The sequence below is a fragment of the Streptomyces sp. NPDC059740 genome (genome assembly GCF_042733155.1).
Lineage (GTDB): Bacteria > Actinomycetota > Actinomycetes > Streptomycetales > Streptomycetaceae > Streptomyces.
In genome coordinates, this window is record NZ_JBHWGP010000019.1 from 40047 (window position 1) to 62331 (window position 22285).

Sequence of the window (22285 nt, forward strand, 5' to 3'; positions counted from 1 at the left end):
CGCCGCCGGCCGGACCCGGGCCGGGCCGGTGCGGGCGGGCGGCGCGCGGGGACGCGCCGGCCCTCACCCGGCCGGCGGCCACCGCCGGCCGCCCCTCCCCTGCCCTGTGCCGCTGCGCCGCGGTCTACCTTCTAGGCGTGCCGTACTTCGACGCCGCCTCGTCCGCGCCCCTGCACCCCGTCGCGCGCGAGGCCCTGATGGCGACCCTGGAGGAGGGGTGGGCCGACCCGGCGCGCCTCTACCGCGAGGGCCGCCGCGCCCGGCTGCTGCTGGACGCCGCCCGGGAGGCCGCCGCCGAGGCCGTGGGGTGCCGGCCGGACGAACTCGTTTTCACTCCTTCGGGGACCTACGCCCTGCACCTGGGCGTCGCGGGAGCGCTCGCGGGGCGGCGGCGGGTGGGGCGCCGGGTGGTGCGCTCGGCGGTGGAGCACTCCGCGGTGGTGCACGCCGTGGACGCCCACCGGGCGACCGGCGGCACGGTGACCGAGGTGCCCGTGGACCGCGGTGGCCGGGTGGACCCCGCGGTCTTCGCCGCCGCCCTGTCCCCCGACGCGCCGTCCGCCGGCGACGCGGGTCCCACGGGTGGTGAGCGCGGCCCTTGCGACGTGGCGCTCGCCGCTCTGCAGTCGGCCAACCACGAGGTGGGCACCGAGCAGCCGGTGGTCGAGGTCGCCGAGGTCTGCCGGGAGGCGGGGGTGCCGCTGCTGGTGGACGCGGCGCAGTCGCTGGGCTGGGGGGAGGTCGGCGGGGCGTGGTCCCTGCTGGCCGCCAGCGCGCACAAGTGGGGCGGCCCGCCGGGGGTGGGGCTGCTCGCGGTGCGCAAGGGCACCAGGTTCGCGCCGCCCGGGCCGGCGGACGAGCGTGAGTCGGGGCGTGTGCCGGGGTTCGGGAACCTGCCGGCCGTCGTGGCGGCGGCGGCCTCGCTGCGTGCCGTGCGGCAGGAGGCCGCCGGTGAGGCGGCGCGGCTGCGGGCGCTGGTGGACCGGGTGCGGGCCGCCGTCGCGCAGAGCGTCGCCGACGTGGAGGTGGTCGGCGACCCGGTGCGGCGCCTGCCCCACCTCGTCACCTTCTCCTGTCTCTACGTCGACGGCGAGACCCTGCTCCACGAGCTGGACCGGGCGGGGTTCTCCGTCTCCTCCGGTTCCTCCTGCACCTCCAGCACGCTGACCCCCAGCCACGTGCTGAAGGCCATGGGCGTGCTCTCCGAGGGCAACGTGCGGCTCTCCCTCCCCCTGGGCACCGCGGCGGAGGACGTCGAGCGTTTCCTGGCGGTGCTGCCGGGGCTGGTGGCCGACGTGCGGGCCCGCTGGGGTGCGCCGGCCACGGGCCCGGCGGCACTCGCCGGCGGGCGGGTGGAGGGGCCCGCCGCCCGGGCGGCTGCGGCCGGGGAGGCAGGCGGTGAGGAGCTGGGCAGGGCCGCGGAGGCGACGGGGTCCGCCGGTCCGGGCGCCGGGGACGGCTCCGGACAGGACGCGGAACTCGTGGTGGACACGCTCGGCCGGCGGTGCCCGGTGCCCGTCATCGAGCTGGGGCGCGCGGTGGGGCGGGTGCCGGTGGGAGGCAGGGTCACGGTGGTCTCGGACGACGAGGTCGCCGTGGTCGACATCCGGGCCTGGTGCCTGATGCAGGAACAGGAGTACCTCGGGGCCCGGCCGGTGGCCGGTGGCACGGCGTACACGGTGCGCCGGGTCCGCTGAGGCGGTGCGGACGCGGCGGCGGGCCGTGGTCCCGGGCGGGCGGCCGCAGCCGGCGGCCCGCCGGTCCGGGGCCGGGGCCGGGCGGTCCGGGGCCGGGCAGTACGAGGCGTCCGCCCGGCCCGGGCGGTCGGGCGGAGGGCTCAGAGGCCGGCCGCGGCGACGTGGGCGGCGACCTCCGCCGCGGCCTCCTCGCCGTAGGCCTTGGTGAAGCGCTCCATGAAGCGGGAGCGCTGCAGGGCGTACTCCTGGGTGCCGACGGTCTCGATGACGAGGGTGGCGAGCATGCAGCCGACCTGGGCGGCCCGCTCCAGGCCGACGTTCCAGGACAGCCCGGTCAGGAAGCCGGCGCGGAAGGCGTCGCCGACGCCCGTCGGGTCGGCCTTGACCCGCTCCTCGGGGCAGCCGACCTCCAGGACCGGCTCGCCGGCCCGCTCGATGCGGACGCCGTCCGCGCCCAGCGTGGTGACCCGGGTGCCGACCTTGCCCAGGATCTCCTCGGAGGTCCAGCCGGTCTTGGACTCGATGAGCCCCTTCTCGTACTCGTTGGAGAAGAGGTAGGTCGCGCCCTCCAGCAGGGTGCGGATGCCGGGCCCGTCCATGAAGGCGATCTGCTGCGAGAAGTCCGCGGCGAACGGGATGTCGCGGGTGCGGCACTCCTCGGTGTGACGGGTCATCGCCTCGGGGTCGTCCGCGCCGATGAGGACCAGGTCCAGGCCGCCGACGCGCTCGGCCACGGTCTGGAGCTCGATGAGGCGGGCCTCGCTCATGGCGCCGGGGTAGAAGGAGCCGATCTGGTTCTGCTCGGCGTCGGTGGTGCACACGAAGCGGGCGGTGTGCAGCACCTCGGAGATGCGGACGGACTCGGTGTCCACCCCGTGGCGGTCCAGCCAGGCGCGGTACTCCTCGAAGTCGGCGCCGGCGGCACCCACGAGGATCGGCCGCGCGCCGAGCTGCCCCATGCCGAACGCGATGTTGGCGCCCACGCCGCCCCGGCGCACCTCCAGCCCGTCGACGAGGAAGGAGAGGGAGACGGTGTGCAGTTGGTCGGCCACCAGTTGCTCGGCGAAGCGACCGGGGAAGGTCATCAGGTGGTCGGTGGCGATGGAACCGGCGACTGCGATGCGCACGACTGGTCTGCTCCCGTGTCGGAGGGTGTGGGGTGGGGACGCCAGGGGACGACGCCCGGGCTGGGCCTCGACGCCACGCTACCCGCTCCCGTCCCCGCGGTGGCCGGGCGCCGGGCGCCGGGGCGGCGGTCTCCGGCCGGGCGCGGCCGGCCGGCGCACGGAGCGGCGGGGCCTGGCGCCGGCCCAGGTCACGCGGCCCGCGGGGCGGCGGCGTCGCGGTACGGCCGGTCGGGGAGAATCGGTCGGGTCGGGCACGTCCGAGCGCCGGCGGGACCGGGTATGGCCGGATCCGGCCGGTCGCCGGAAGAGGCTGGAGAGCCGGTGGCGGCCCGGGGGAGGCCGAGGGGGACGGAACCGGGCGCGGGGCCGCTCCGTCCCATCGACGTCCACCTCGCGAGGGCACGTCACATGACAGCGGAGTTGTGAAGGAGCGAAGCGGTGAGTACCGAGGAGAAACCCGACACACCCGCCACGCGCCGGCGGGTCCGCACCCCTGTGATCGCCTCCGTCGTGGCCGCCGTGCTGGTGGCCGGCGGCGGCGCCGCGTACTGGTCGTCGACCGCCGTCGACGGTGGTGGCGGCTCCGGGGGCGGCACGCGGGGCGACGGCCCCCCGCCCCTCGCGCTGGAGGGGTACACGCAGGGGCAGCAGGGTCAGATCGCGCCGGGTGAACCGGACCCGAGGGGCGGCGCCTACCACGTCACCGGGAAGCTGCCCGGCGGCCCGGACCGGGCGGCGGTGTACCGGCCGTCGCACGGGGTGGGCAAGGACGCCGTCGCCCGCCTGGCCAAGGCCCTCGGTGTGCCGGGCGAGGTGCGCGCGGAGGACGGCTCGTGGCAGGTGGGCGCGGCCTCGCAGAAGGACCGCAAGCCGCTGCTGCGGGTCTCGCGCAGCGGCACGGGCTCGTGGACCTACTCGCGCTACGGCGCGCGGGGCGGCACCAACTGCGCGCTGCCGGCGCAGCCGGACAGCACGGGCAAGGGCCAGTCCTCGTCGAACCGCGTGGGGTGCCCGTCCTACCGCGGGGGCCCGGACGCGGCGACCGACGACGACGGCAGCGGCGACGGGGCGGTCTCCCGGGCGCGTGCCGAGAAGGCCGTCGCGCCCCTGCTGCGGGCGATGGGCCAGCCGGACGCGAAGCTCGACGCCCACGAGACCTCGGGCCCGGTGCGCATCGTCGCGGCCGACCCGGTGGTCGACGGCCTGCCGACCTACGGCTGGCAGAGCGACGTCCAGGTGGGGGCCGACGGCCGGGTGGTCGGCGGCAACGGGCAGCTCGCCACCCCGGTCAAGGGTGCGGTCTACCCGGTCATGGGGGCCCGCGAGACGCTGGCGACGGCGGGCCGGAGCGCTGCGGCGGGGACCGGCTCGGGCGGTTGCGCCTCGGCCCGGCCCTACCAGGACGGTTCGGGTACCACGTCGTCGTGCCGGTCCGGGCAGGGAACGGCCGGGGCGGCGGAGGTGACGCACGCGGTCTTCGGCCTCTCCACGCAGTACGTCGACGGCGGTCCCGCCCTGGTGCCCTCGTGGCTGTTCACCGCGCGCCTGTCCGGTTCGGGGCGCAGCGGGGACAGCTACACGCTGGCGCAGCCGGCGGTGGAGCCGCGTTACGTGACGGGGAACGGAGCGTCGGACGGCGGGGCCTCCTCCGCCGCGCCGACCCGGCCGCCGAGCGGGCAGCCTTCGGACCGCGGGGCGGAACGGGTCGACTCCTACACGGTCGGCGACGACGGCAGGAAGCTCACGCTGTACTTCACCGGCGGCGTGTGCAGCACCTTCTCGGCCTCGGCGGAGGAGTCCGGCGGTGCGGTGACGGTGCGGGTGGTCAGCAAGGAGAAGCACCAGGGCAGCCCCTGCCCGGCGATGGCGAGGTTCTACAGCCGGACGGTGGAGCTGAAGAAGGCGCTCGGGGACCGGTCGGTCAAGGACGCGCTGAGCGGCGAGGCGCTGCGGAAGGGCAAGCCGGACAAGGCCGGCGCCAGCTGAGCGGCGCGTCGGTCAGGGCGGCGGACGACGAGGGCGCCCGCCCCGCGGTGGCGGGGCGGGCGCCCTCGTGGTGGGCCGGTGCGGCTCAGCTGAAGGAGTCGCCGCAGGCGCAGGAGCCCGTCGCGTTCGGGTTGTCGATGGTGAAGCCCTGCTTCTCGATGGTGTCCACGAAGTCGATGGACGCGCCGCCGAGGTAGGGGGCGCTCATGCGGTCGGTGACGACCTTGACGCCGCCGAAGTCCTTCACGACGTCGCCGTCGAGCGCACGCTCGTCGAAGAAGAGCTGGTAGCGCAGACCGGAGCAGCCTCCGGGCTGGACGGCCACCCGCAGCGCGAGGTCGTCGCGGCCCTCCTGCTCCAGCAGGCTCTTCACCTTCGACGCCGCGGCGTCGGACAGGATGATGCCGTCGCTGACGGTGGTCTCGTCCTGAACGCTCATCTGTTCTCTCCCGGGTTGTACGGACCGTTTGCCGGCGGTTGCTGACCGGGTGCAACCACCGGAGCCCCGGATTCATTCCGGGCGGGCGTGCTGTGACACGTGCTGAACACGCACCGGCGACGGGGTGCGGGGCGTGGCGGCCGACCGGGGTCCACCGCACGTCGCTTCCGAGAGGACCCTGGGGCCTCCTCGGTGCACTCCGTCGCTCTTCATGCTCGCACACCGGCCGCCCGGTGCCGAGGCCCACCGGTGGGACGGCCGGGCGGCTCCGGGGCCGGTGCGGGGTGCGGGGTGGGCCCGGCAGGGGCACGGGGAGGGGCGCGCCACCGCATCGCGTCACTTTGACAACATCACTCGTCAAACTGACGTGAACAGTTTATGATAATAGCGTCAATCCGACGAGAAGTCCGTCGGCCGCTCTGAGAGAAGGTGTGTCCGGTGACCACCGCCCAGCCCCTGGACGTCCAGCCCACGCCGCTCGCGCTGCTCCTCCTCGGCCGCGAGGCCGACCCCGCGAGCGAGCGCGGCGTGGAGTGCCCGGGCGATCTGCCCGCCCCCTCGGACCCGGACCTGGTGGCACGCGCCCGTGCCGCCCGCGAGCAGCTCGGCGACCGCGCGTTCGTGCTGGGCCACCACTACCAGCGCGACGAGGTGATCGAGTTCGCCGACGTCACCGGCGACTCCTTCAAGCTCGCGCGGGACGCCGCGGCCCGCCCGGAGGCGGAGTTCGTCGTCTTCTGCGGCGTCCACTTCATGGCGGAGTCCGCCGACATCCTCACCGGGCCCGACCAGCAGGTGATCCTCCCAGACCTCGCCGCCGGCTGCTCGATGGCGGACATGGCCACGGCCGAGCAGGTGGCCGAGTGCTGGGACGTGCTGACCGAGGCGGGCGTCGCCGAGGCCACCGTCCCCGTCTCGTACATGAACTCCTCCGCCGACATCAAGGCCTTCACCGGTCGCCACGGCGGCACCATCTGCACCTCCTCCAACGCCCGGCGCGCCCTGGAGTGGGCGTTCGACCAGCGTCCGAGCGGCAGCGGGAAGGTGCTCTTCCTGCCCGACCAGCACCTGGGGCGCAACACCGCGGTCCGCGACATGGGCATGTCCCTCACGGACTGCGTCGTCTACAACCCGCACCGGCCCAACGGTGGTCTCACCGCCGAGGAGCTGCGCGCCGCCAAGATGATCCTGTGGCGCGGCCACTGCTCGGTCCACGGCCGCTTCTCGCTCGACTCCGTCGAGGACGTGCGCCGCCGCGTCCCCGGCGTCAACGTCCTGGTGCACCCCGAGTGCCGGCACGAGGTCGTCGCCGCCGCGGACCACGTCGGCTCCACCGAGCACATCATCGCCATGCTGGACGCGGCCCCCGCCGGATCGAAGTGGGCCATCGGCACCGAGCTGAACCTGGTGCGCCGGCTCGCCCGGCGCTACGCCCCCCAGGGCAAGGAGATCGTCTTCCTGGACCGGACGGTGTGCTTCTGCTCGACCATGAACCGCATCGACCTGCCGCACCTGGTCTGGACCCTGGAGTCGCTCGCCGCGGGCAAGGTCGTCAACCGCATCCAGGTCGACGCCGAGACCGAGCACTTCGCCAAGCTGGCCCTGGAGCAGATGCTGGCCCTGCCGTAGGACCGTCACACCCGGGCCCGCCCCGGCTCCCCACGGGGCGGCCCGCGGGGAGCACCCGCCGTCACGGGGTGGCGGGCGCTCCCCGCAGCCGTGCGGTGGCCGTGGCCCCGAACTGCCGCAGGGCCGCGCCCCCGTGCGGGACGCGGCCCTGCGGCCGGTTGCCGACCGGGCGCGCGGCCCGGCCGGCCCTGGGTCAGACCCCGGCGGTCTCGGTCTCCCGGACGCCGTCCTCGGCTCCGGCCGCCCCCTCGCGCTCGGCGCGGCGGCGGGCCTTCTTCTCCGCCCGGCGTTCCCTGCGGAGCTCGATCATCGCGTAGAGCGTGGGGACGAGCAGCAGGGTCAGCAGGGTGGAGGTGATCAGGCCGCCGATGACGACGACCGCCAGCGGCTGCGAGATGAACCCGCTGTTCCCGGTGAGGGAGAGGGCCATCGGGATCAGCGCGAAGATCGTCGCCAGCGCCGTCATCAGGATGGGCCGCAGCCGGTGCCGGCCGCCCTCGATCACGGCGGAGACGACGTCCAGGCCCTGGGCCCGGTACTGGTTGATCAGGTCGATCAGCACGATCGCGTTGGTGACGACGATGCCGATCAGCATCAGCATGCCGATCATCGCGGGGACGCCCATCGGGGTGCCGGTGACCACCAGCAGGCCGACGGCACCGGTCGCGGCGAACGGGATCGACACCAGCAGGATCAGCGGCTGCACCAGCGAGCGGAACGTCGCCACCAGCAGCATGAAGACGATCGCGATGGCCGCGAGCATCGCCAGGCCCAGCGAGGAGAAGGCGTCGTTCTGGTCGGAGGTGACACCGCCGATCTCGGCGGTCGCCCCCTCCGGCAGCTTCAACGAGTCGATCTTCGACTGGAGCTTGGTGTTGACCGCGCCGGTGTTGTCGCCGGTGGGCTTGGCGGTCACGGTCGCGGCGCGCGCGCCGTCGATGCGGGTCATCTGCACGGGGCCCGCGACGGTGCGGACCTCGGCGATGTCACCGAGGCGGACCGTCCCGCCGGGCGCGGGCAGCTTCAGGTTCCGCAGCTGGGCGACGGTGGTGGCCGGGTGGGCGGACTTCACCAGGACGTCGCGCTCGGTGTCGTCCAGGGTCGCCTTGCCGGACTTGGCTCCGCCGACCGCCTGGGTGACGGCCTGGCCGAGGGTGGCGTCGGTGTAGCCGGCGGCAGCCGCCTTGCTTCCCGCCTTCACCGAGATCCGCGGCACGCTCTGCGAGAGGTCGCTGGTGACGTCGGTGACGCCGTCCAGCCCGGCCACGGCCTTGCGGACCTGCTCGGAGGCCTTGCTCAGGCCGGCGGCGTCGGGCGCCTTGACCACGACGCTGAGGTCCTGGTCGCCGAAGGAGCCGCCGGAGCTGATGGTGGTCTCGCCGGCCGCCTTCCCCAGCTTGTCGAGCTTCCCGCGCAGGTCGTCGGTGACCTTCTCGGAGTCGTCGCCGTTCTTCAGCTTCACCTGGTACGAGGCCTGGTTGGCGCCGGACCCGCCGCCGAAGGCCGCCATGAAGCCGGAGGAGCCGACGGTCACCTGGTAGTCGGCGACCCGGTCGTCGGCGGCGAGGATCTTCTCGATCCGCTTGGCCTGCGTGTCCGCGGCGCCCAGGCTGGTGCCCGGCTTGAGTTCCTGCTTGATGCTGAGGGTGTCCTGGCCCTGCTGGTCGAAGAAGTTGGTCTTCAGCAGCGGCGCCATGCCGAAGGTGGCGAGCAGCACCACCACGGCGATCAGCAGGCTGGTGACGCGGCGCCTGGTCGCGAACCGCAGCACCGGCACGTACAGGCGTTGCAGGGCGCTGGTGCGTTCCTTCTCCTCGGCCTCGCGGCGCAGGTCCTCCGGGGTGACGCCCTCGGGCAGCCGGGGGCTGCGCAGGAACCAGTACGAGAGCACCGGGACGACGGTGAGCGCCACGACGAGGGAGGAGAGCAGGGCGACGGCGACGGTCAGGGAGAAGTCCCCGAAGAGCGCGCCGACCATGCCGCCGACCACGCCGATGGGCAGGAAGACGGCGACGGTGGTGAGGGTGGAGGAGGTGATGGCACCGGAGACCTCACGCACGGCCTTGAGGATGGCCTCCCGGCGCTCCTCGCCGTAGCCCAGGTGCCGCTTGATGTTCTCCAGGACGACGATCGAGTCGTCGACCACGCGGCCGATGGCGATGGTCAGGCCGCCGAGGGTCAGCATGTTCAGCGACTTGTCGCCCACCCACATCACGATGAGCGTGATGACCACGGACAGCGGGATGGAGATCGCCGTCACCAGGGTGGAGCGCAGGCTGAGCAGGAAGACCAGGATGACGACCACGGCCATGACGAGGCCGAGCAGGCCCTCGGTGGTCAGCGAGTCGACCGAGTCGGAGACCGCGGGCCCCTGGTCGGAGGCGATGGTGACCTTGGCGTGCCCGCCGAGCTCGGAACGGATGTCGGAGAGCTGGTCCTTGACGGCCTTGGAGATGGCCACGGCGCTGCCGTCCTGGTCCATCGTCACCTGCACGGCGAGGGAGGGCTCGCCGTCGGTGCGGGTGATGGAGGTCGCTGCGGCGGGCTGCTCCTTGACCGTGGCCACGTCACCGAGGCGGACGGGGTGCGCGGCCCCGGCGGAGCCTTGCGCGCCCTGCGAGGCGCCGGCGGCCGGGGTGAGCGTCAGGTCGCGGATCTGGTCCAGCGAGGTGAAGGACGAGCCGACCTGCACGGTCTTGCTCTGCCCGTCCTCGGCGAAGGACCCGGCGGGCACGGCGGCGCCGTCGGCCTGCAGCGCCTGGCCGATGGCGGAGGCGCTCAGGCCCGCGCGGGCCAGCTTGGCGTCGTCGGGGGTGACCGCGACGACCTGGTCCTGCACGCCGTTGACGGTGACCTGGCCGACGCCGTCGATGTTCTTGAGGTCCGGGACGACGCTGCGGCTGAGCTTGTCGGCGAGCGCCTGCTGGTCCTGGTGACTGTCGGAGACGGCGAGGACGACGGTGGGGAGGTCGTCGGTGCCTCCCGAGATCACCTGCGGGTCGACGTCCTTGGGCAGTTGGTTGCCGGCCCGGTTCACGGCCTGCTGCACGTCGGCGACCAGCTGCTGGGAGTCGTTGCCGTAGTCGAACTGGGCCACGACCACGGCCGAGCCCTCGCTGGCGGTGGAGGTGACGCTCTTGATGCCGTCGACCCCCTGGATGCCGTTCTCCAACGGCTCCACGACCTGCTTCTCGACGACGTCGGGTGAGGCGCCCTGGTAGGGGGCGATCACGGACACCATGGGCAGGTCGATGGAGGGCAGCAACTGCTGCTTGAGCTGCGGGATCGCGATGGCGCCGAAGACGATCGCGACGATCGCCATCAGCGCTATCAGGCCCCGTTGTACGAGGCTGATTCGGGACAGCCAGGCCATGGGTGGGGTCTCTCTTCTGTTGGGCAAGCTACTCGTCGAGGGGTGGGCGCGCGGGCCCGTGAGGCGCGGGGCGCGCGGACTCCCCGGGGAGGGCGCGGCGGGCCCCACTCAACGATGCGGCATGGCCCGGGGCGCTCCCCTCGCCCCCAGGTCGGTTTCCCCGCCGGCCGCGTACCGCGTTCGCAGTACGCCCGTCCCCACCCGCTACCGCAGGCGCGGGTGGACCAGCCCCGACTCGTAGGCGTAGACGACCAGTTGGGCGCGGTCCCGGATGCCGAGTTTGCTCATGGCCCGGTTGACGTGCGTCTTGACCGTGAGCGGACTCACATGCAGTCGCTCCCCGATCTCGTCGTTGGAGAGCCCGCCCGCGACGAGGACGAGGACCTCGCGTTCGCGTCCGGTGAGCGCCGCCAGCGCGGCGTCGTCCCCACCGGTGCGCTCGGCGGCGGCTGTTCGTCCGGTCGCGGAGGAGGTGCCGTCCCCGGGGCGGGGCTCGGGGGCGTGGGAGAGGTAGGAGGCGATGAGCTGGCGGGTGGCCAGCGGGGAGAGCAGGGCGTCACCGGCGGCGGCGACGCGGATGGCGGTCAGCAGCTCGTCCGGCTCCGCCCCCTTGCCCAGGAACCCGCTGGCGCCGGCGCGCAGTGCCCGCACCACGTAGTCGTCGATCTCGAAGGTGGTCAGGATGACGACGTGGACGCCGTCGAGTGCGGGGTCCTCGCTGATCAGGCGGGTGGCGGCGAGGCCGTCGACGCCCGGCATGCGGATGTCCATCAGGACGACGTCGGGGGTGGTGCGGCGGGCCTGTTCGTAGGCGGCGGCGCCGTCCGAGGCCTCCGCCACCACGCACATGTCGGGTTCGGAGTCGACCAGGACGCGGAACGCGCTGCGCAGCAGGGCCTGGTCGTCGGCGAGCAGCACCCGGATCGTCACTGTGCCTCCCCCTCGCGGTGTTCGCGGGGCGCCGCCGCGCTCCCGCCGCGGCCCGCCGTCCCCCGGTCCAGGGGCAGCCTCGCGCTGACCCGGAAGCCGCCCTCGGGGCGCGGGCCGGCGTCCAGGACGCCCCCCAGCGCCACGACTCTCTCACGCATGCCGAGGAGCCCGTGTCCCCCGGGCCGTTCCGCCGCCCCGGGACCGGGCGTGGCGGCGGAGCCGTCGTCGAGCACGGTGACGGTCAGCGCATCGCGGCCGTGGTCCACCCGGACCTGGGCGCGGGCGGCGGGCCCGGCGTGCTTGCGGGTGTTGGTGAGCGCCTCCTGCACGATGCGGTAGGCGGCCAGGTCCACGGAGGCCGGCAGCTCGGGCCGGTCGTCGGCGGCCTGCGACCGGTCCCCGGCGCCGGAGCCGGCCGGGCCGGGAACGTCCGGCGGCCCGTGGCCGAGGTCCACCGGGAGGCCGGCCCGGACGAAGCCGTCCACCAGCTGCTCCAGCGCGGCGAGCCCGGGCGCCGGTTCGGTGGGGGCGCCCGCCTCGTCGCCGCTGCGGCGCAGCAGGCCCACGGTGGTGCGCAACTCGCTCAGGGCGGACCGGCTGGCCTCGCGGACGTGCGCCAGTGCCTCCTTGGCCTGGTCGGGCCGGCTGTCCATGACGTGCGAGGCGACCCCGGCCTGCACGCTGACCAGGGCGATGTGGTGGGCGACCACGTCGTGCAGTTCGCGGGCGATGCGCAGCCGCTCCTCGGCGACCCGCCGGCGGGCCTCCTCCTCCCGGGTGCGTTCGGCTCTCTCGGCCCGCTCGCGGATGGCGTCGATGAACGCCCGGCGGCTGCGCACCGCGTCGCCGGCCGCCGCGGCCATGCCCATCCAGGCGAAGACGCCGAAATTCTCCTGGCCGTACCAGGGCCCGGTGCCGGAGAGCATGGCGGTGGCGGTGAGGGCGGCGGCGGTGAGGGCGCCCAGCCGCCAGGTGGTGGGCCGGTCGGTGCGGGAGGCGAGGGTGAACAGGGCCACGGCCGCGGAGGCGGCGACGGGGGCACGGGGGTCGTCGGTGTCGGCGGTCAGCGTCAGGGCCGAGAGGAGCGCGGTCCACAGCAGGACGGCGCGGGGGTGGTGGCGGCGCAGCAGCAGCGCCGCGCAGGCGAGCCCGGAGACGGCCGCGGTCACGCCGTTGAGCTCCCGGGGGCTCCAGTGCGGGCCGTGCGGGCCGTGCGGATCGGCCACGGAACCGAGGAGCACCATCAGGTAGGTGGCGACGGCGACCACGACGTCCAGCACGGCGGGATGGGCGCGGGAGAACCTCGGCGCCCACCACAGGGAGGAGGGCGCGGGACGGCTGCGGCGGGGCGCGGGGCCGGCGCCGGACCGGGTGCCGGCCGGGTCGCCGGCGGCTTCCGCGGGCTGCTGCGGGGCGGGAGGCCCAGGGGGTGTCACGGTGGTCACGCCAGCGGGGGAGGCGGTGGCGTCCGGGCGAGGGATGCCACGGGGACGGGAGCAGGGGCGGCGGTCGGGTTCGGCCGTCCGGCCCGGTGGCGGGCAGCCCGGGCGCGGGAGGCCGGGCGCCGGGAGGCCGGGCGCGAGTGGCGCCCGGCCGTGGCGGTGGCGGGCGGTGCCCGCCGGGCCGGTCAGCCGGGGATGAGGCCGTCGTCGCTGAGCATGCCCCGGACTTCCTCCAGCGTGGCCTCGGCGGCCGGGAGGATCAGCTCGGAGGGCTCCAGCGAGTCGTCGGGGAGCGGCGTGCCCAGCCGCCGTACGGCGTCGAGGAGGGCGCCGAGGGTGCGGTGGAAGCCGTCCTCGTCGCCCTTCTCCACCTCGGCCAGCAGCTCGTCGTCGAGGGCGTTCAGCTCGTCCAGGTGCGAGGCGTCGAGCTGGAGCTGGCCCTCCCCCATGATCCGTGCGATCACGACGGTCTCCTTGGTCTGCGGAACGGTGGTGGTGCGGAACGGACGGTGGTGGTGCGGCCTGCGGCGGGCCCGGAGCGGGCCCGCCCGCCTCACTGCTTGTCGAACCGGGGCTGCTGCTGGGAGCCCTGGCCCTGCTGCCGGCCCTCGCCGCCCTCGATGGCCTGCTGCCCGCCGCCGGAACCGCCGGCGAGCTCCGCCTTCATCCGCTGGAGCTCCAGCTCCACGTCGCTGCCGCCGGAGAGGCGGTCGAGCTCGGCGGCGATGTCGTCCCGCTGCATGCCGGAGGGGTCGTCCAGCGCCCCGGAGGCCAGCAGCTCGTCGATGGCCCCGGACCGGGCCTGGAGCTGCTGGGTCTTGTCCTCGGCGCGCTGGATGGCCATGCCCACGTCGCCCATCTCCTCGGAGATGCCGGAGAAGGCCTCGCCGATGCGGGTCTGCGCCTGGGCGGCGGTGTAGGTGGCCTTGATCGTCTCCTTCTTGGTGCGGAAGGCGTCGACCTTGGCCTGGAGGCGCTGCGAGGCGAGGGTGAGCTTCTCCTCCTCGCCCTGGAGGGTCTGGTGCTGCGCCTGGAGGTCGGTGACCTGCTGCTGGAGCGCCGCACGGCGGGAGAGCGCCTCACGGGCGAGGTCCTCCCGGCCGAGGGAGAGCGCCTTGCGGCCCTGCTCCTCCAGCTTGGCGGACTGGCTCTGGAGCTGGTTGAGCTGGAGCTCCAGCCGCTTGCGGGAGGTGGCGACGTCCGCGACGCCGCGCCGCACCTTCTGGAGCAGCTCCAGCTGCTTCTGGTACGAGTAGTCGAGGGTCTCGCGAGGGTCCTCGGCCCGGTCCAGGGCCTTGTTGGCCTTCGCGCGGAAGAGCATCCCCATCCGCTTCATGACACCGCTCATGGGCCTCGCGCGCCCCCTTCTGGCCGAGTGACACCGTTGCCTGGGTACCCCGGGCTGGTGGTTGCGGCACCTTGACGTGCCTTGCCCCCACCCTACGGGCCCCACCTCCATTAGCGCACCGTCCGGGCCGTGATGTGCTCCTCCTCCAGGACGATCAGGACCCGTGGCGCCTCCGGCGCAGGGAGTAGGCGGCACCGGTGCGTGCGGTGCGGCCGCGGAGGGCGCCGGGCCGCAGCCGCACCCCCGGGGCCGACCTTTTCAGCCCTTACCGGTGGCCTTGGCCGGGTTCCGCCGTTGCCTGATCGTTCCCCGCGGCGCTGGGCCGTGCCCGCGGCACCCCGTACCCTTGGGTCCCGTGTTCCGAAGCCGTTCCAAGGATGAGCAGGGTGCGACCACCAAGGTGAGCGCGTCCGAGCCGCAGCAGCCCCGTGACCCGCAGGCCCCCAAGGGCCGCCCGACGCCCAAGCGCAACCAGGCGCAGTCGCAGCGCCGGGCGCGCGCCCAGACGCCCGCGAACCGCAAGGACGCCTCGAAGGCGCAGCGCGAGGCTCGGCGGGCCGACATGGCCCGGCAGCGCGAGGCGCTCGCCAACGGCGACGAGCGGTACCTGCCGGTCCGCGACAAGGGACCGGTCCGCCGTTTCGCCCGCGACTACGTCGACTCGCGGTGGACCATCACCGAGTACTTCCTGCCGGTGGCCGTCGTCATCCTGGTGCTGACCATGGTGCGGGTGCCGCAGCTCCAGAGCATCGCGTTGCTGCTGTGGCTGATCGTCATCGTCGCGATCGTCCTGAACTCGCTGGTGCTCGGGCTCGGGCTGAAGAAGTCCCTGCGCGCGAAGTTCCCCAAGGAGAACCTGCGGGGCGCAGTCGCCTACGGCGTGATGCGGACCCTGCAGATGCGCCGGCTGCGGCTGCCGAAGCCGCAGGTCAAGCGCGGCGAGCGGCCGTAACCCCAGGCGCCCGCCGGCGGCCGTGACCCGGCGGCACCCGCCGCACCCGGCCCCGGCCGGCCGGGGCGCGGCACCCAGTGTGGCGTGAGCGCCCCTGGAGGCGGCCCGCTCCCCGTACGAGCAGGCCGGGACCGCGCGCGGGACGGGCCCGGGGCGGTGGCCGCGGGCCACCGCAGGACGCGCGGCCGCCGCCAGACGAGCGGATCGGGTGCCGACATCCCCCACCCGCGCGGTGCGGAACGGGACACTTCGGGACATGACGTCTTCCGTTCCGCCCCGCGCGTCGTTCCGGGCCGTGGCGGTGGGCACGCTCGCCGCGGGCGCCTGCCTGGGCGTACTGCTCGCCGGCTGCTCCCCCTCCCCCACCGGCGCCCCCCGCCGCGCCGCCGCCACGAGCCCCGCCACCCTCGCGGCCGCCGCGCGCGCCGACAACCAACTGGAGGACGGGTACGTCCGGACGGTCAAGACCGTCCTGCCGTCCGTCGTCCAGATCACCGCCCGGCAGGGCCTGGGCTCGGGCGTGGTGTACGACGACTCCGGCCACATCGTGACCAACGCGCACGTGGTGGGCCGGGAGCGGTCCTTCAAGGTGACGACGGCCAACGGGAGCGCCACCCTCACGGCGAAGCTGGTCTCCTCCTATCCGGCGCAGGACCTGGCCGTCCTCAAGCTGGACCGGACGCCCAAGGAACTGCACCCGGCCCGTTTCGGGGACTCCTCCAAAGTGCAGATCGGGCAGGTGGTGCTCGCCATGGGGAGCCCGCTGGGGCTCTCGGGCAGTGTCACCCAGGGCATCGTCTCGGCCACCGGGCGGACGGTGAGCGAGCCGGCCGCCGAGGGCTCGCCGGGCGCGACCATCGCCGACATGGTGCAGACCTCGGCCGCCATCAATCCGGGCAACAGCGGCGGGGCGCTGGTCAACCTCGACAACCAGGTGGTGGGCATCCCCACCCTGGCCGCCACCGACCCGCAGCTGGGCAACGGCGCGGCGCCCGGCATCGGCTTCGCCCTCCCCGCCTCCACGGTCAAGAAGCTCGCGGACCAGATCATCAAGAAGGGCCGGGTCACCGACTCGGGGCGGGCGGCCCTCGGGCTCACCGCCCGCACCCTCCTCGGCTCCGACCTGCAGCCGGCCGGCGTGGTCGTGGCGCGGGTGACCCCGGGCGGACCCGCGGACGACGCCGGCATCAGGGCCGAGGACGTGATCACCGCAGTCGCCGGTGCCCCGGTCACCACGCTGCAGTCGCTCTCGGAGGCGCTGGCGACGCGCAAGCCGGGCCAGAAGGTCGAGGTCAAGCTGGAGCGCGGGGGCGAGGAGCGCACCGTGGAGGTGAAGCTCGGGGAGCTGTCGGCAAACGCCTCCTGACACCGGCAGCGGCCGGGCCCGCGACGGCGCGGGCCCGGCCGTACCTCACTCGCCCTCGGCGTGCAGGCTCATCGGGCGGGGGTAGACCTCCTTGCCGTCGTCGAGGAGCTGCACCCGGTCGGTGCCCCCGGCGAGCAGGGCCCGCCACTGCTCGCCGATCCAGGACTCCGCGTCGCCCTGGGTGGTGAACTCCTCCGGCTCCACCGAGGGCGCCACCTCACTCCCGTCGGCCGCCTCGAACCGCCACGTCCACGCCATGTACGCCTCCCACGTCCCCGGGGCGGACCCCGCCCCGAATCGCCGGTTCTCCGTGTGCCAGGTGGTGTTCCTGGGCTGGTCGGCAGCTTAGGGCCTGTGCTCCCCGGCGCGCCGGGTTCCCGGGGCCCGCCCGTCCCTCGGGTCCGCCGTGCCCCGCCGGGCGGGCGCGGCCCCCGGCGGGCAGGCGGGTGGCGGTGGGGCGCGGGGTGGGCAGGACGCGAGAGGATCGCCCTGTGGAACTCACCCTGCTCGGCACCGGAGCACCCGACGGCCTGCCTCTGCCCGACTGCCCCTGCGCCGCCTGCGCCACCGCGGTGGGGGACGAGGCGCGGGCCGCCACGGCGCTGCTCGTCGACGGGGTCCTGCTGCTGGACCTCACCCCCGGTCCGGCCTTCGCCGCGGCCCGCGCGGGACGGTCACTGGCCGGGGTCCGGCAGGTGCTGCTCTCCCACCCCCACCAGGGCCCGCTGCCGGAGGTCCCCGCCTCGCTGCCGCAGCCCGGCCGGGTGGCGGACGGTCGCCGGCTCGCGCTGCTGGACGGCCACCGGGTGCGGGCGGTGGCCGTGGACGTCCCCGGCACCGGTTACGAGGTGAGCGGCGTCGGCGGTGAGCGGCTGCTGTACCTGCCGCCGGGCGCCGCCCCGGCCGGGCTGCCCGGCGCGGACGACGGGCGCCACCCGGGCGGTAGCGCCCCCGGCGCCGTCCAGCACCCCTACGACATGGTGGTCCTCGACGTGGTGGAGCGGCCCGAGGCCCTGGCCCGGCTGCGGGCGGCGGGGGCGGTGGACGCGGCCACCGACGTCATCGCCGTACACCTCGGGCACGACGTCACGCCCGGCCCCGAACTGCACCGGCAGCTCGCTGCCGCGGGCGCCCGGACGGTGCCCGACGGCACCACGGTCCTGGTGGGCGAGTACCACGCCGTGCCCGACCTGCCGCGCCGCACCCTGGTGCTGGGCGGGGCGCGCAGCGGCAAGTCGGTGGAGGCGGAGCGGCGCCTGGCGGCCTTCCCCGGCGTGCTGTACGTCGCGACCGGGGGCGACCGGCCCGGCGACCAGGAGTGGGCCGACCGGGTCCGGCTCCACCGCGACCGGCGTCCCGCCTCCTGGCGCACGGCCGAGACCTGCGACCTGGTGCCGCTGCTGACCTCCGCGGACCCCGGGGGCGCAGGGCCCGCCGCGGACCGGGACGGCGCCGGCGGCTCGGACACCTTCGGCGGCGGGGCCGACGGCCGCTCGCCCCTGCTGATCGACTGCCTGTCGTTGTGGCTGACGCACACCATGGACGAGGTCGGGGCGTGGGACGAGGAGGTGTGGGCCGGGCGCGGCGAGGCCGAGCTGCGCAAGCGGGTGGCCGAACTGGTCGCCGCGGTGCGGGCCTCCCGTCGTCCGGTGGTCGCGGTGAGCAACGAGGTCGGCTCGGGCGTGGTGCCCGCCACCGCCGCCGGCCGCCGCTTCCGCGACGAACTGGGCCGGCTGAACGCCGCCTTCGCCGCCGAGTGCGAGCAGGTCGTCCTGGTGGTGGCGGGCCAGGCCGTGGTGGTGCGGGGCTGAGGGCCTGCTGGGGCGCGTGGGCCGGGACGCCTCTTCCGGCGGTGGCGCCGCGCAGCGCCCCCGCGGTGACCGGGGCACGCGGGCGCGGGGCGGCGGCGGCCGGTAACCTGCGGCGAATGAGCGCCCTGAACCTCGACGACTTCGCCCAACTGATCGTGCGCCCCGACGGTGGGGCCCGCCGTGACGCCGAGGAGCGGCGCGCGCGAGGGCACCTGCCGGCCGGCGCCCTGGGGCGGCTGGGGGAGATCGGCGACTGGCTGGCCTCGGTCCAGCAGCAGGTGCCCGCCGCCCCGGTCGAGCGGCCCCGGCTGCTGCTGTTCGCCGGCGACCACGGGGTGGCCGGCCTCGACGTCTCGGGGCGGCAGGCGGGCACCACCGCGGAGTTGGTGCGGGCGGCGCTGGACGGGGTCAGCCCGGGCGCGGTGCTGGCGCGGGGAGCCGGGGTGCCGCTGCGCGTGGTGGACATGGCGGTGGACTGCCCGCCGGAGGACCTGCCCGCCGAGGTCACCCGGCACCGGGTGCGCCGCGGCTCGGGCCGTATCGACGTGGCCGACGCCCTGACGCCCGAGGAGGCGGAGGCGGCGTTCCGGGCCGGTCTGGCCGTCGCGGACGAGGAGGCCGACAGCGGCACCGACCTGGTGGTCCTCGGCGACCTCAGTGTCGGCGGGACGACGGTGGCCGGCACACTGATCGCGGCGCTGTGCGGCACGGACGCCTCCGTGGTGACCGGTCGCGGCGGCGCGGGCATCGACGACCTGGCGTGGATGCGCAAGTGTGCGGCGATCCGGGACGCGCTGCGCCGCGCCCGTCCGGTCCTGGGCGACCAGCTGCAGCTGCTCGCGGCGGTGGGCGGCGCCGACCTCGCCGCCATGACCGGCTTCCTGCTGCAGTGCGCGGTGCGGCGGACCCCGGTGATCCTGGACGGGGTGGTCTCCGCGGCGGCCGCCCTGGTCGCCCAGCGGATCGCGTTCCGCGCCCCCGACTGGTGGCTGGCCGGTCACAGCAGCGGCGAGCCCGCGCAGGCCAAGGCGCTGGACCGGATCGCGCTCACCCCGCTGCTCGACCACGGCGTCGCCGCGGGCGAGGGCACCGGGGCGCTGCTGGCCCTCCCGCTGGTGCGGGCCGCCGCCGACCTGGCCGCCGCGCTGCCGGTGCGGCCGGAGCCGGCCGGGGACGAGGCGACGGAGGCGGACGCCGAGGCGGTGACGGCGACCGGCGGCGAGGCGGCGGACGCGGGCGAGGGGAAGCCCACGGCGTGACGGAGCAGTCCGCCGCGGCGCCCGCCCCCGACCCGGCCGGGCAACCGCCCGCCGCCCAGCGGCCGCAGGCCGCCCCGCCGCCGCCCGACCGGCCGGCCGGCCTTGGCGAGTCCCTGCGCTTCGCCTTCGGCACCCTGACGGTCCTGCCGGTCCACGTCACCCGCTGGGACCGGGCCGCCGCGCGGGGCGGCATGCTGTGCGCGCCGGTCGCGGGGCTCGTCGTGGGCCTGTGCGCGGCGGGCGCCGGGGCGGCGCTGCACGCGGCCGGGGCGGGGGCCGCGCTCGCCGCCGTCGCCGCCGTCGCGGTGCCGGCGGTCCTCACCCGCGGCCTGCACCTGGACGGACTGGCCGACACCGCCGACGGGTTGGGCAGCGGCAGGCCCGCCGAGGCGGCGCTGCGCATCATGAAGCAGTCCGACGTCGGACCGTTCGGCGTCGTCACCCTGGTGCTGGTGGTGCTGGCTCAGGTGGCGGCGGTGGCGGCCGCCTTCGAGGAGGGCTGGGGGCGCGGGGCGGTGCGGGTGGTGGTGGTCGCGCTGGCCGCGCGCGGGGCGTTGACGCTGGCCTCCCGGGCCGGTGTGCCGGCGGCCCGTCCGGAGGGGCTGGGCGCGGCGGTGGCGGGGGCGGTGCCGCGGGCCGCGGCGTTCACGGCCGCCGCGGTGGTGCTGGTGGTCTGCGCCGGCCTGGGGGCCTGGTGGGGTCCGTGGGAGGCGGTGCGGTGTGCGGCGGCGCCGCTGCTGGGCTGGTGCGCCGCCCAGCTCCTGCTGCGGCGCTGCCGGCGGCGGTTGGGCGGGGTGACCGGGGACGTCTTCGGGGCCCTGGCCGAGACGGCCGGCGTCACGGCCGCCGTGGTGCTCACCCTCGGCTGACGGCCCGTCGGCCTGCGCCGGCAGCCTCCCCGGGCCCGGAAGCGCAGGCCGGTCCTGTGTGGTCACCGCTGCGGGAGGCAAGCGTAGGCTCGTCGCCGACCGGCGCCCAAAGGCGGGCGCACACTGCTGTTTCCGTCCGAAACCCAAGAACAGGACCTGCATCACTGTGACTGCACTCAGCTTCAGTACTTCCTCCGCCGCGGCGCTGCGTGCGGACGCGGTCGTCGTCGGCGTGGCCAAGGGCCCCGACGGGCCGGTGGTCGCCTCCGGGGCGGAGGCCGTGGACAAGGCGTTCGGCGGGGACCTGGCCGCCGTACTGGAGACCCTCGGGGCGAGCGGCGCGGAGGGCGAGGTGACGAAGGTGCCCGCCGGCGACGGGCTGAAGGCCCCGCTGGTGCTGGCCGTCGGCCTGGGCGCGGCACCGGACGAGGACGAGGACGAGGCGTTCGACGCCGAGACCCTGCGCCGGGCGGCCGGCAGTGCCGCGCGGGCGCTCGCCGGGACGAAGAAGGCCGCGTTCGCGCTGCCGGCGCCCGACGCGGTGACGGCCGCGGCGGTGGCGGAGGGCGCCCTGCTCGGGGCCTACGCCTTCACCGCCTACCGGGGTGAGCAGCAGGGCCGGGCCAAGGGCCGCAAGGGCGCCGCCGACCGCGGTACCCCGCTGGCGGAGGCCGTGGTGCTGGGCGCCAAGCCGCGGGAGCGCGCGTACAAGGCCGCCGCCGAGCGGGCCGCGGTGCTGGCCTCCGAGGTGCACCGGGCGCGGGACCTCATCAACACCCCGTCCAACGACCTGAACCCGGTGACCTTCGCCGAGCAGGCGCAGGCCGTGGCGAAGGAACACGGCCTGAAGTTCGAGGTGCTGGACGAGAAGGCGCTGGCCAAGGGCGGCTACGGCGGCATCATCGGCGTCGGCCAGGGCTCGCAGACCCCGCCGCGGCTGGTGAAGATCGCCTACCGCGCCTCGCGCGCCGACCGCCACCTGGCCCTGGTCGGCAAGGGCATCACCTACGACTCGGGCGGCATCTCGCTGAAGCCGGCCGGCCACAACGAGACGATGAAGTGCGACATGAGCGGCGCCGCCGCGGTGCTCGCCACCGTGGTCTCGGCCGCGCGGCTGGGACTGGCCGTCAACGTCACCGGCTGGCTGGCGCTGGCCGAGAACATGCCCTCCGGCGGCGCCCTGCGCCCCGGCGACGTGCTGCGGATGTACAACGGCAAGACGGTGGAGGTGCTCAACACCGACGCCGAGGGGCGCCTGGTGATGGCCGACGCCCTCTCCCGCGCCTCGGAGGAGTCGCCGGACGCGCTGATCGACGTGGCGACGCTGACCGGCGCCATGATGGTCGCGCTCGGCAGCCGCACCTTCGGCATCATGGCCAACGACGACGCCTTCCGCACCACGCTGCACGAGATCACCGAGGAGGTCGGCGAGCCGGCCTGGCCGATGCCGATGCCGCAGGAACTGCGCAAGGGCATGGACTCCCCCGTCGCGGACATGGCCAACATCGGTGAGCGGATGGGCGGCGGGCTGGTGGCCGGCCTGTTCCTGCAGGAGTTCGTCGGCGAGGACATCACCTGGGCCCACCTGGACATCGCCGGCCCCGCCTTCCACGAGGGCGCACCCTTCGGCTACACCCACAAGGGCGGCACCGGCACCGGCGTGCGCACGCTGCTCCGTCTCGCCGAGCGCATGGCGGAGGGCGACCTCGGCTGAGGCCCCCTCCCCCGGCACCGGGCCGGCTCGCGCTGCGGCGCGGGCCGGCCCGGTCGCGTCCTCCCGGGCGTGCGGACCCCGCGTGTGCGGGTTCCCGGGGGTGCCGGGGCCTTCGGCCCGGGGTCCGGCGCGGCTGTGTCCGGTCTCACGCGGGTGGTGTCGGCCACGGCGGGGAGCCCGCGCGGGGGGAGGCCCGGCACCGGCGGGCGGACGGCCCGGCCGGGCGGCCGGAGGTACCGCTTCGACCTGGGTGTTCGCTGGTGACGAAATCGGCCCTGCGCGGAACGGAGCCGGTCCGCAGGCGCGGGAAAACGCACGGGTGAGCGCGGTTCCCGCCCGCATG

General features: G+C 75.5%; 17 protein-coding genes. 9 read left to right on the forward strand and 8 right to left on the reverse strand.

What is annotated here, in order from left to right; translation table 11 throughout:
* Window positions 1-137 precede the first annotated feature (137 nt).
* On the forward strand, window positions 138-1697 hold the full coding sequence (locus tag ACFV3R_RS21505) for a cysteine desulfurase/sulfurtransferase TusA family protein (protein ID WP_385585281.1): 1560 nt from the start codon (window positions 138-140) through the stop codon (window positions 1695-1697).
* A gap of 140 nt (window positions 1698-1837) precedes the next feature.
* Here the strand turns inward: ACFV3R_RS21505 and ACFV3R_RS21510 are convergent, their stop codons facing one another.
* Window positions 1838-2824 carry a carbohydrate kinase family protein gene (locus ACFV3R_RS21510; RefSeq protein ID WP_385585284.1) on the reverse strand — a complete coding sequence of 329 codons (987 nt, stop codon included), beginning with the start codon at window positions 2822-2824 and terminating at the stop codon, window positions 1838-1840.
* A 438-nt stretch (window positions 2825-3262) separates the two neighbouring features.
* On the opposite strand from ACFV3R_RS21510, the gene ACFV3R_RS21515 reads away from it, so the two are divergent.
* The gene (locus ACFV3R_RS21515) at window positions 3263-4810 is read left to right on the forward strand and encodes a hypothetical protein (RefSeq protein ID WP_385585287.1); all 1548 of its coding nucleotides are present in this window, start codon (window positions 3263-3265) and stop codon (window positions 4808-4810) included.
* A gap of 85 nt (window positions 4811-4895) precedes the next feature.
* Here ACFV3R_RS21515 and ACFV3R_RS21520 read toward each other — a convergent pair whose 3' ends face one another.
* Complete coding sequence (locus tag ACFV3R_RS21520; RefSeq protein WP_385585291.1) at window positions 4896-5249, reverse strand: HesB/IscA family protein; 354 nt, start codon at window positions 5247-5249, stop codon at window positions 4896-4898.
* A 438-nt stretch (window positions 5250-5687) separates the two neighbouring features.
* Here ACFV3R_RS21520 and nadA point away from each other — a divergent pair, with 438 nt between their 5' ends.
* Window positions 5688-6878, forward strand: a complete 1191-nt coding sequence (gene nadA / locus ACFV3R_RS21525) for a quinolinate synthase NadA (protein WP_385585294.1) — start codon at window positions 5688-5690, stop codon at window positions 6876-6878.
* Between the two features lie 193 nt (window positions 6879-7071).
* Here nadA and ACFV3R_RS21530 read toward each other — a convergent pair whose 3' ends face one another.
* The 5 genes from ACFV3R_RS21530 to ACFV3R_RS21550 form a co-directional block, all read right to left on the reverse strand.
* Complete coding sequence (locus tag ACFV3R_RS21530; RefSeq protein WP_385585297.1) at window positions 7072-10251, reverse strand: efflux RND transporter permease subunit; 3180 nt, start codon at window positions 10249-10251, stop codon at window positions 7072-7074.
* 204 nt (window positions 10252-10455) lie between these two features.
* A complete protein-coding gene (locus ACFV3R_RS21535) occupies window positions 10456-11181 on the reverse strand; it encodes a response regulator (RefSeq protein ID WP_385585300.1) in 726 nt (241 codons plus the stop codon).
* Window positions 11178-12500 (reverse strand): sensor histidine kinase, encoded by a 1323-nt coding sequence (locus ACFV3R_RS21540; protein WP_385585467.1) that lies wholly within the window; start codon window positions 12498-12500, stop codon window positions 11178-11180. The genes ACFV3R_RS21535 and ACFV3R_RS21540 overlap by 4 nt, the downstream gene beginning before the upstream one ends.
* 308 nt (window positions 12501-12808) lie before the next feature.
* Complete coding sequence (locus ACFV3R_RS21545) at window positions 12809-13087, reverse strand: hypothetical protein (protein ID WP_385585303.1); 279 nt, start codon at window positions 13085-13087, stop codon at window positions 12809-12811.
* Between the two features lie 89 nt (window positions 13088-13176).
* Window positions 13177-13971 (reverse strand): PspA/IM30 family protein, encoded by a 795-nt coding sequence (locus tag ACFV3R_RS21550; RefSeq protein ID WP_385585306.1) that lies wholly within the window; start codon window positions 13969-13971, stop codon window positions 13177-13179.
* Window positions 13972-14326: 355 nt separating this feature from the next.
* Between ACFV3R_RS21550 and ACFV3R_RS21555 the strand changes: the two genes are divergently transcribed.
* Both ACFV3R_RS21555 and ACFV3R_RS21560 read left to right on the forward strand, forming a co-directional pair.
* A complete protein-coding gene (locus ACFV3R_RS21555) occupies window positions 14327-14923 on the forward strand; it encodes a DUF3043 domain-containing protein (protein ID WP_385585309.1) in 597 nt (198 codons plus the stop codon).
* A gap of 256 nt (window positions 14924-15179) precedes the next feature.
* The gene (locus ACFV3R_RS21560) at window positions 15180-16289 is read left to right on the forward strand and encodes a S1C family serine protease (protein WP_385585313.1); all 1110 of its coding nucleotides are present in this window, start codon (window positions 15180-15182) and stop codon (window positions 16287-16289) included.
* A 45-nt stretch (window positions 16290-16334) separates the two neighbouring features.
* Here ACFV3R_RS21560 and ACFV3R_RS21565 read toward each other — a convergent pair whose 3' ends face one another.
* On the reverse strand, window positions 16335-16547 hold the full coding sequence (locus ACFV3R_RS21565) for a hypothetical protein (RefSeq protein ID WP_385585316.1): 213 nt from the start codon (window positions 16545-16547) through the stop codon (window positions 16335-16337).
* A gap of 233 nt (window positions 16548-16780) precedes the next feature.
* On the opposite strand from ACFV3R_RS21565, the gene ACFV3R_RS21570 reads away from it, so the two are divergent.
* From ACFV3R_RS21570 to ACFV3R_RS21585, 4 genes are all read left to right on the forward strand, one after another.
* The gene (locus ACFV3R_RS21570; RefSeq protein WP_385585319.1) at window positions 16781-18100 is read left to right on the forward strand and encodes a bifunctional adenosylcobinamide kinase/adenosylcobinamide-phosphate guanylyltransferase; all 1320 of its coding nucleotides are present in this window, start codon (window positions 16781-16783) and stop codon (window positions 18098-18100) included.
* Between the two features lie 116 nt (window positions 18101-18216).
* Window positions 18217-19359, forward strand: coding sequence for a nicotinate-nucleotide--dimethylbenzimidazole phosphoribosyltransferase (locus ACFV3R_RS21575; protein WP_385585322.1), 1143 nt, complete (start codon window positions 18217-18219; stop codon window positions 19357-19359).
* 113 nt (window positions 19360-19472) lie between these two features.
* The gene (locus tag ACFV3R_RS21580) at window positions 19473-20228 is read left to right on the forward strand and encodes an adenosylcobinamide-GDP ribazoletransferase (protein ID WP_385585470.1); all 756 of its coding nucleotides are present in this window, start codon (window positions 19473-19475) and stop codon (window positions 20226-20228) included.
* Window positions 20229-20394: 166 nt separating this feature from the next.
* Window positions 20395-21942 (forward strand): leucyl aminopeptidase, encoded by a 1548-nt coding sequence (locus tag ACFV3R_RS21585; protein WP_385585325.1) that lies wholly within the window; start codon window positions 20395-20397, stop codon window positions 21940-21942.
* The last annotated feature ends 343 nt before the right edge of the window (window positions 21943-22285 follow it).

Coding starts and splice junctions, on each gene's coding strand:
- ACFV3R_RS21520 (WP_385585291.1), bottom strand. CDS start 5,249: ATGAGCGTTCAGGACGAGACCACCGTCAGCGACGGCATCATCCTGTCC.
- ACFV3R_RS21530 (WP_385585297.1), bottom strand. CDS start 10,251: ATGGCCTGGCTGTCCCGAATCAGCCTCGTACAACGGGGCCTGATAGCG.
- ACFV3R_RS21550 (WP_385585306.1), bottom strand. CDS start 13,971: ATGAGCGGTGTCATGAAGCGGATGGGGATGCTCTTCCGCGCGAAGGCC.
- ACFV3R_RS21560 (WP_385585313.1), top strand. CDS start 15,180: ATGACGTCTTCCGTTCCGCCCCGCGCGTCGTTCCGGGCCGTGGCGGTG.
- ACFV3R_RS21565 (WP_385585316.1), bottom strand. CDS start 16,547: ATGGCGTGGACGTGGCGGTTCGAGGCGGCCGACGGGAGTGAGGTGGCG.
- ACFV3R_RS21575 (WP_385585322.1), top strand. CDS start 18,217: ATGAGCGCCCTGAACCTCGACGACTTCGCCCAACTGATCGTGCGCCCC.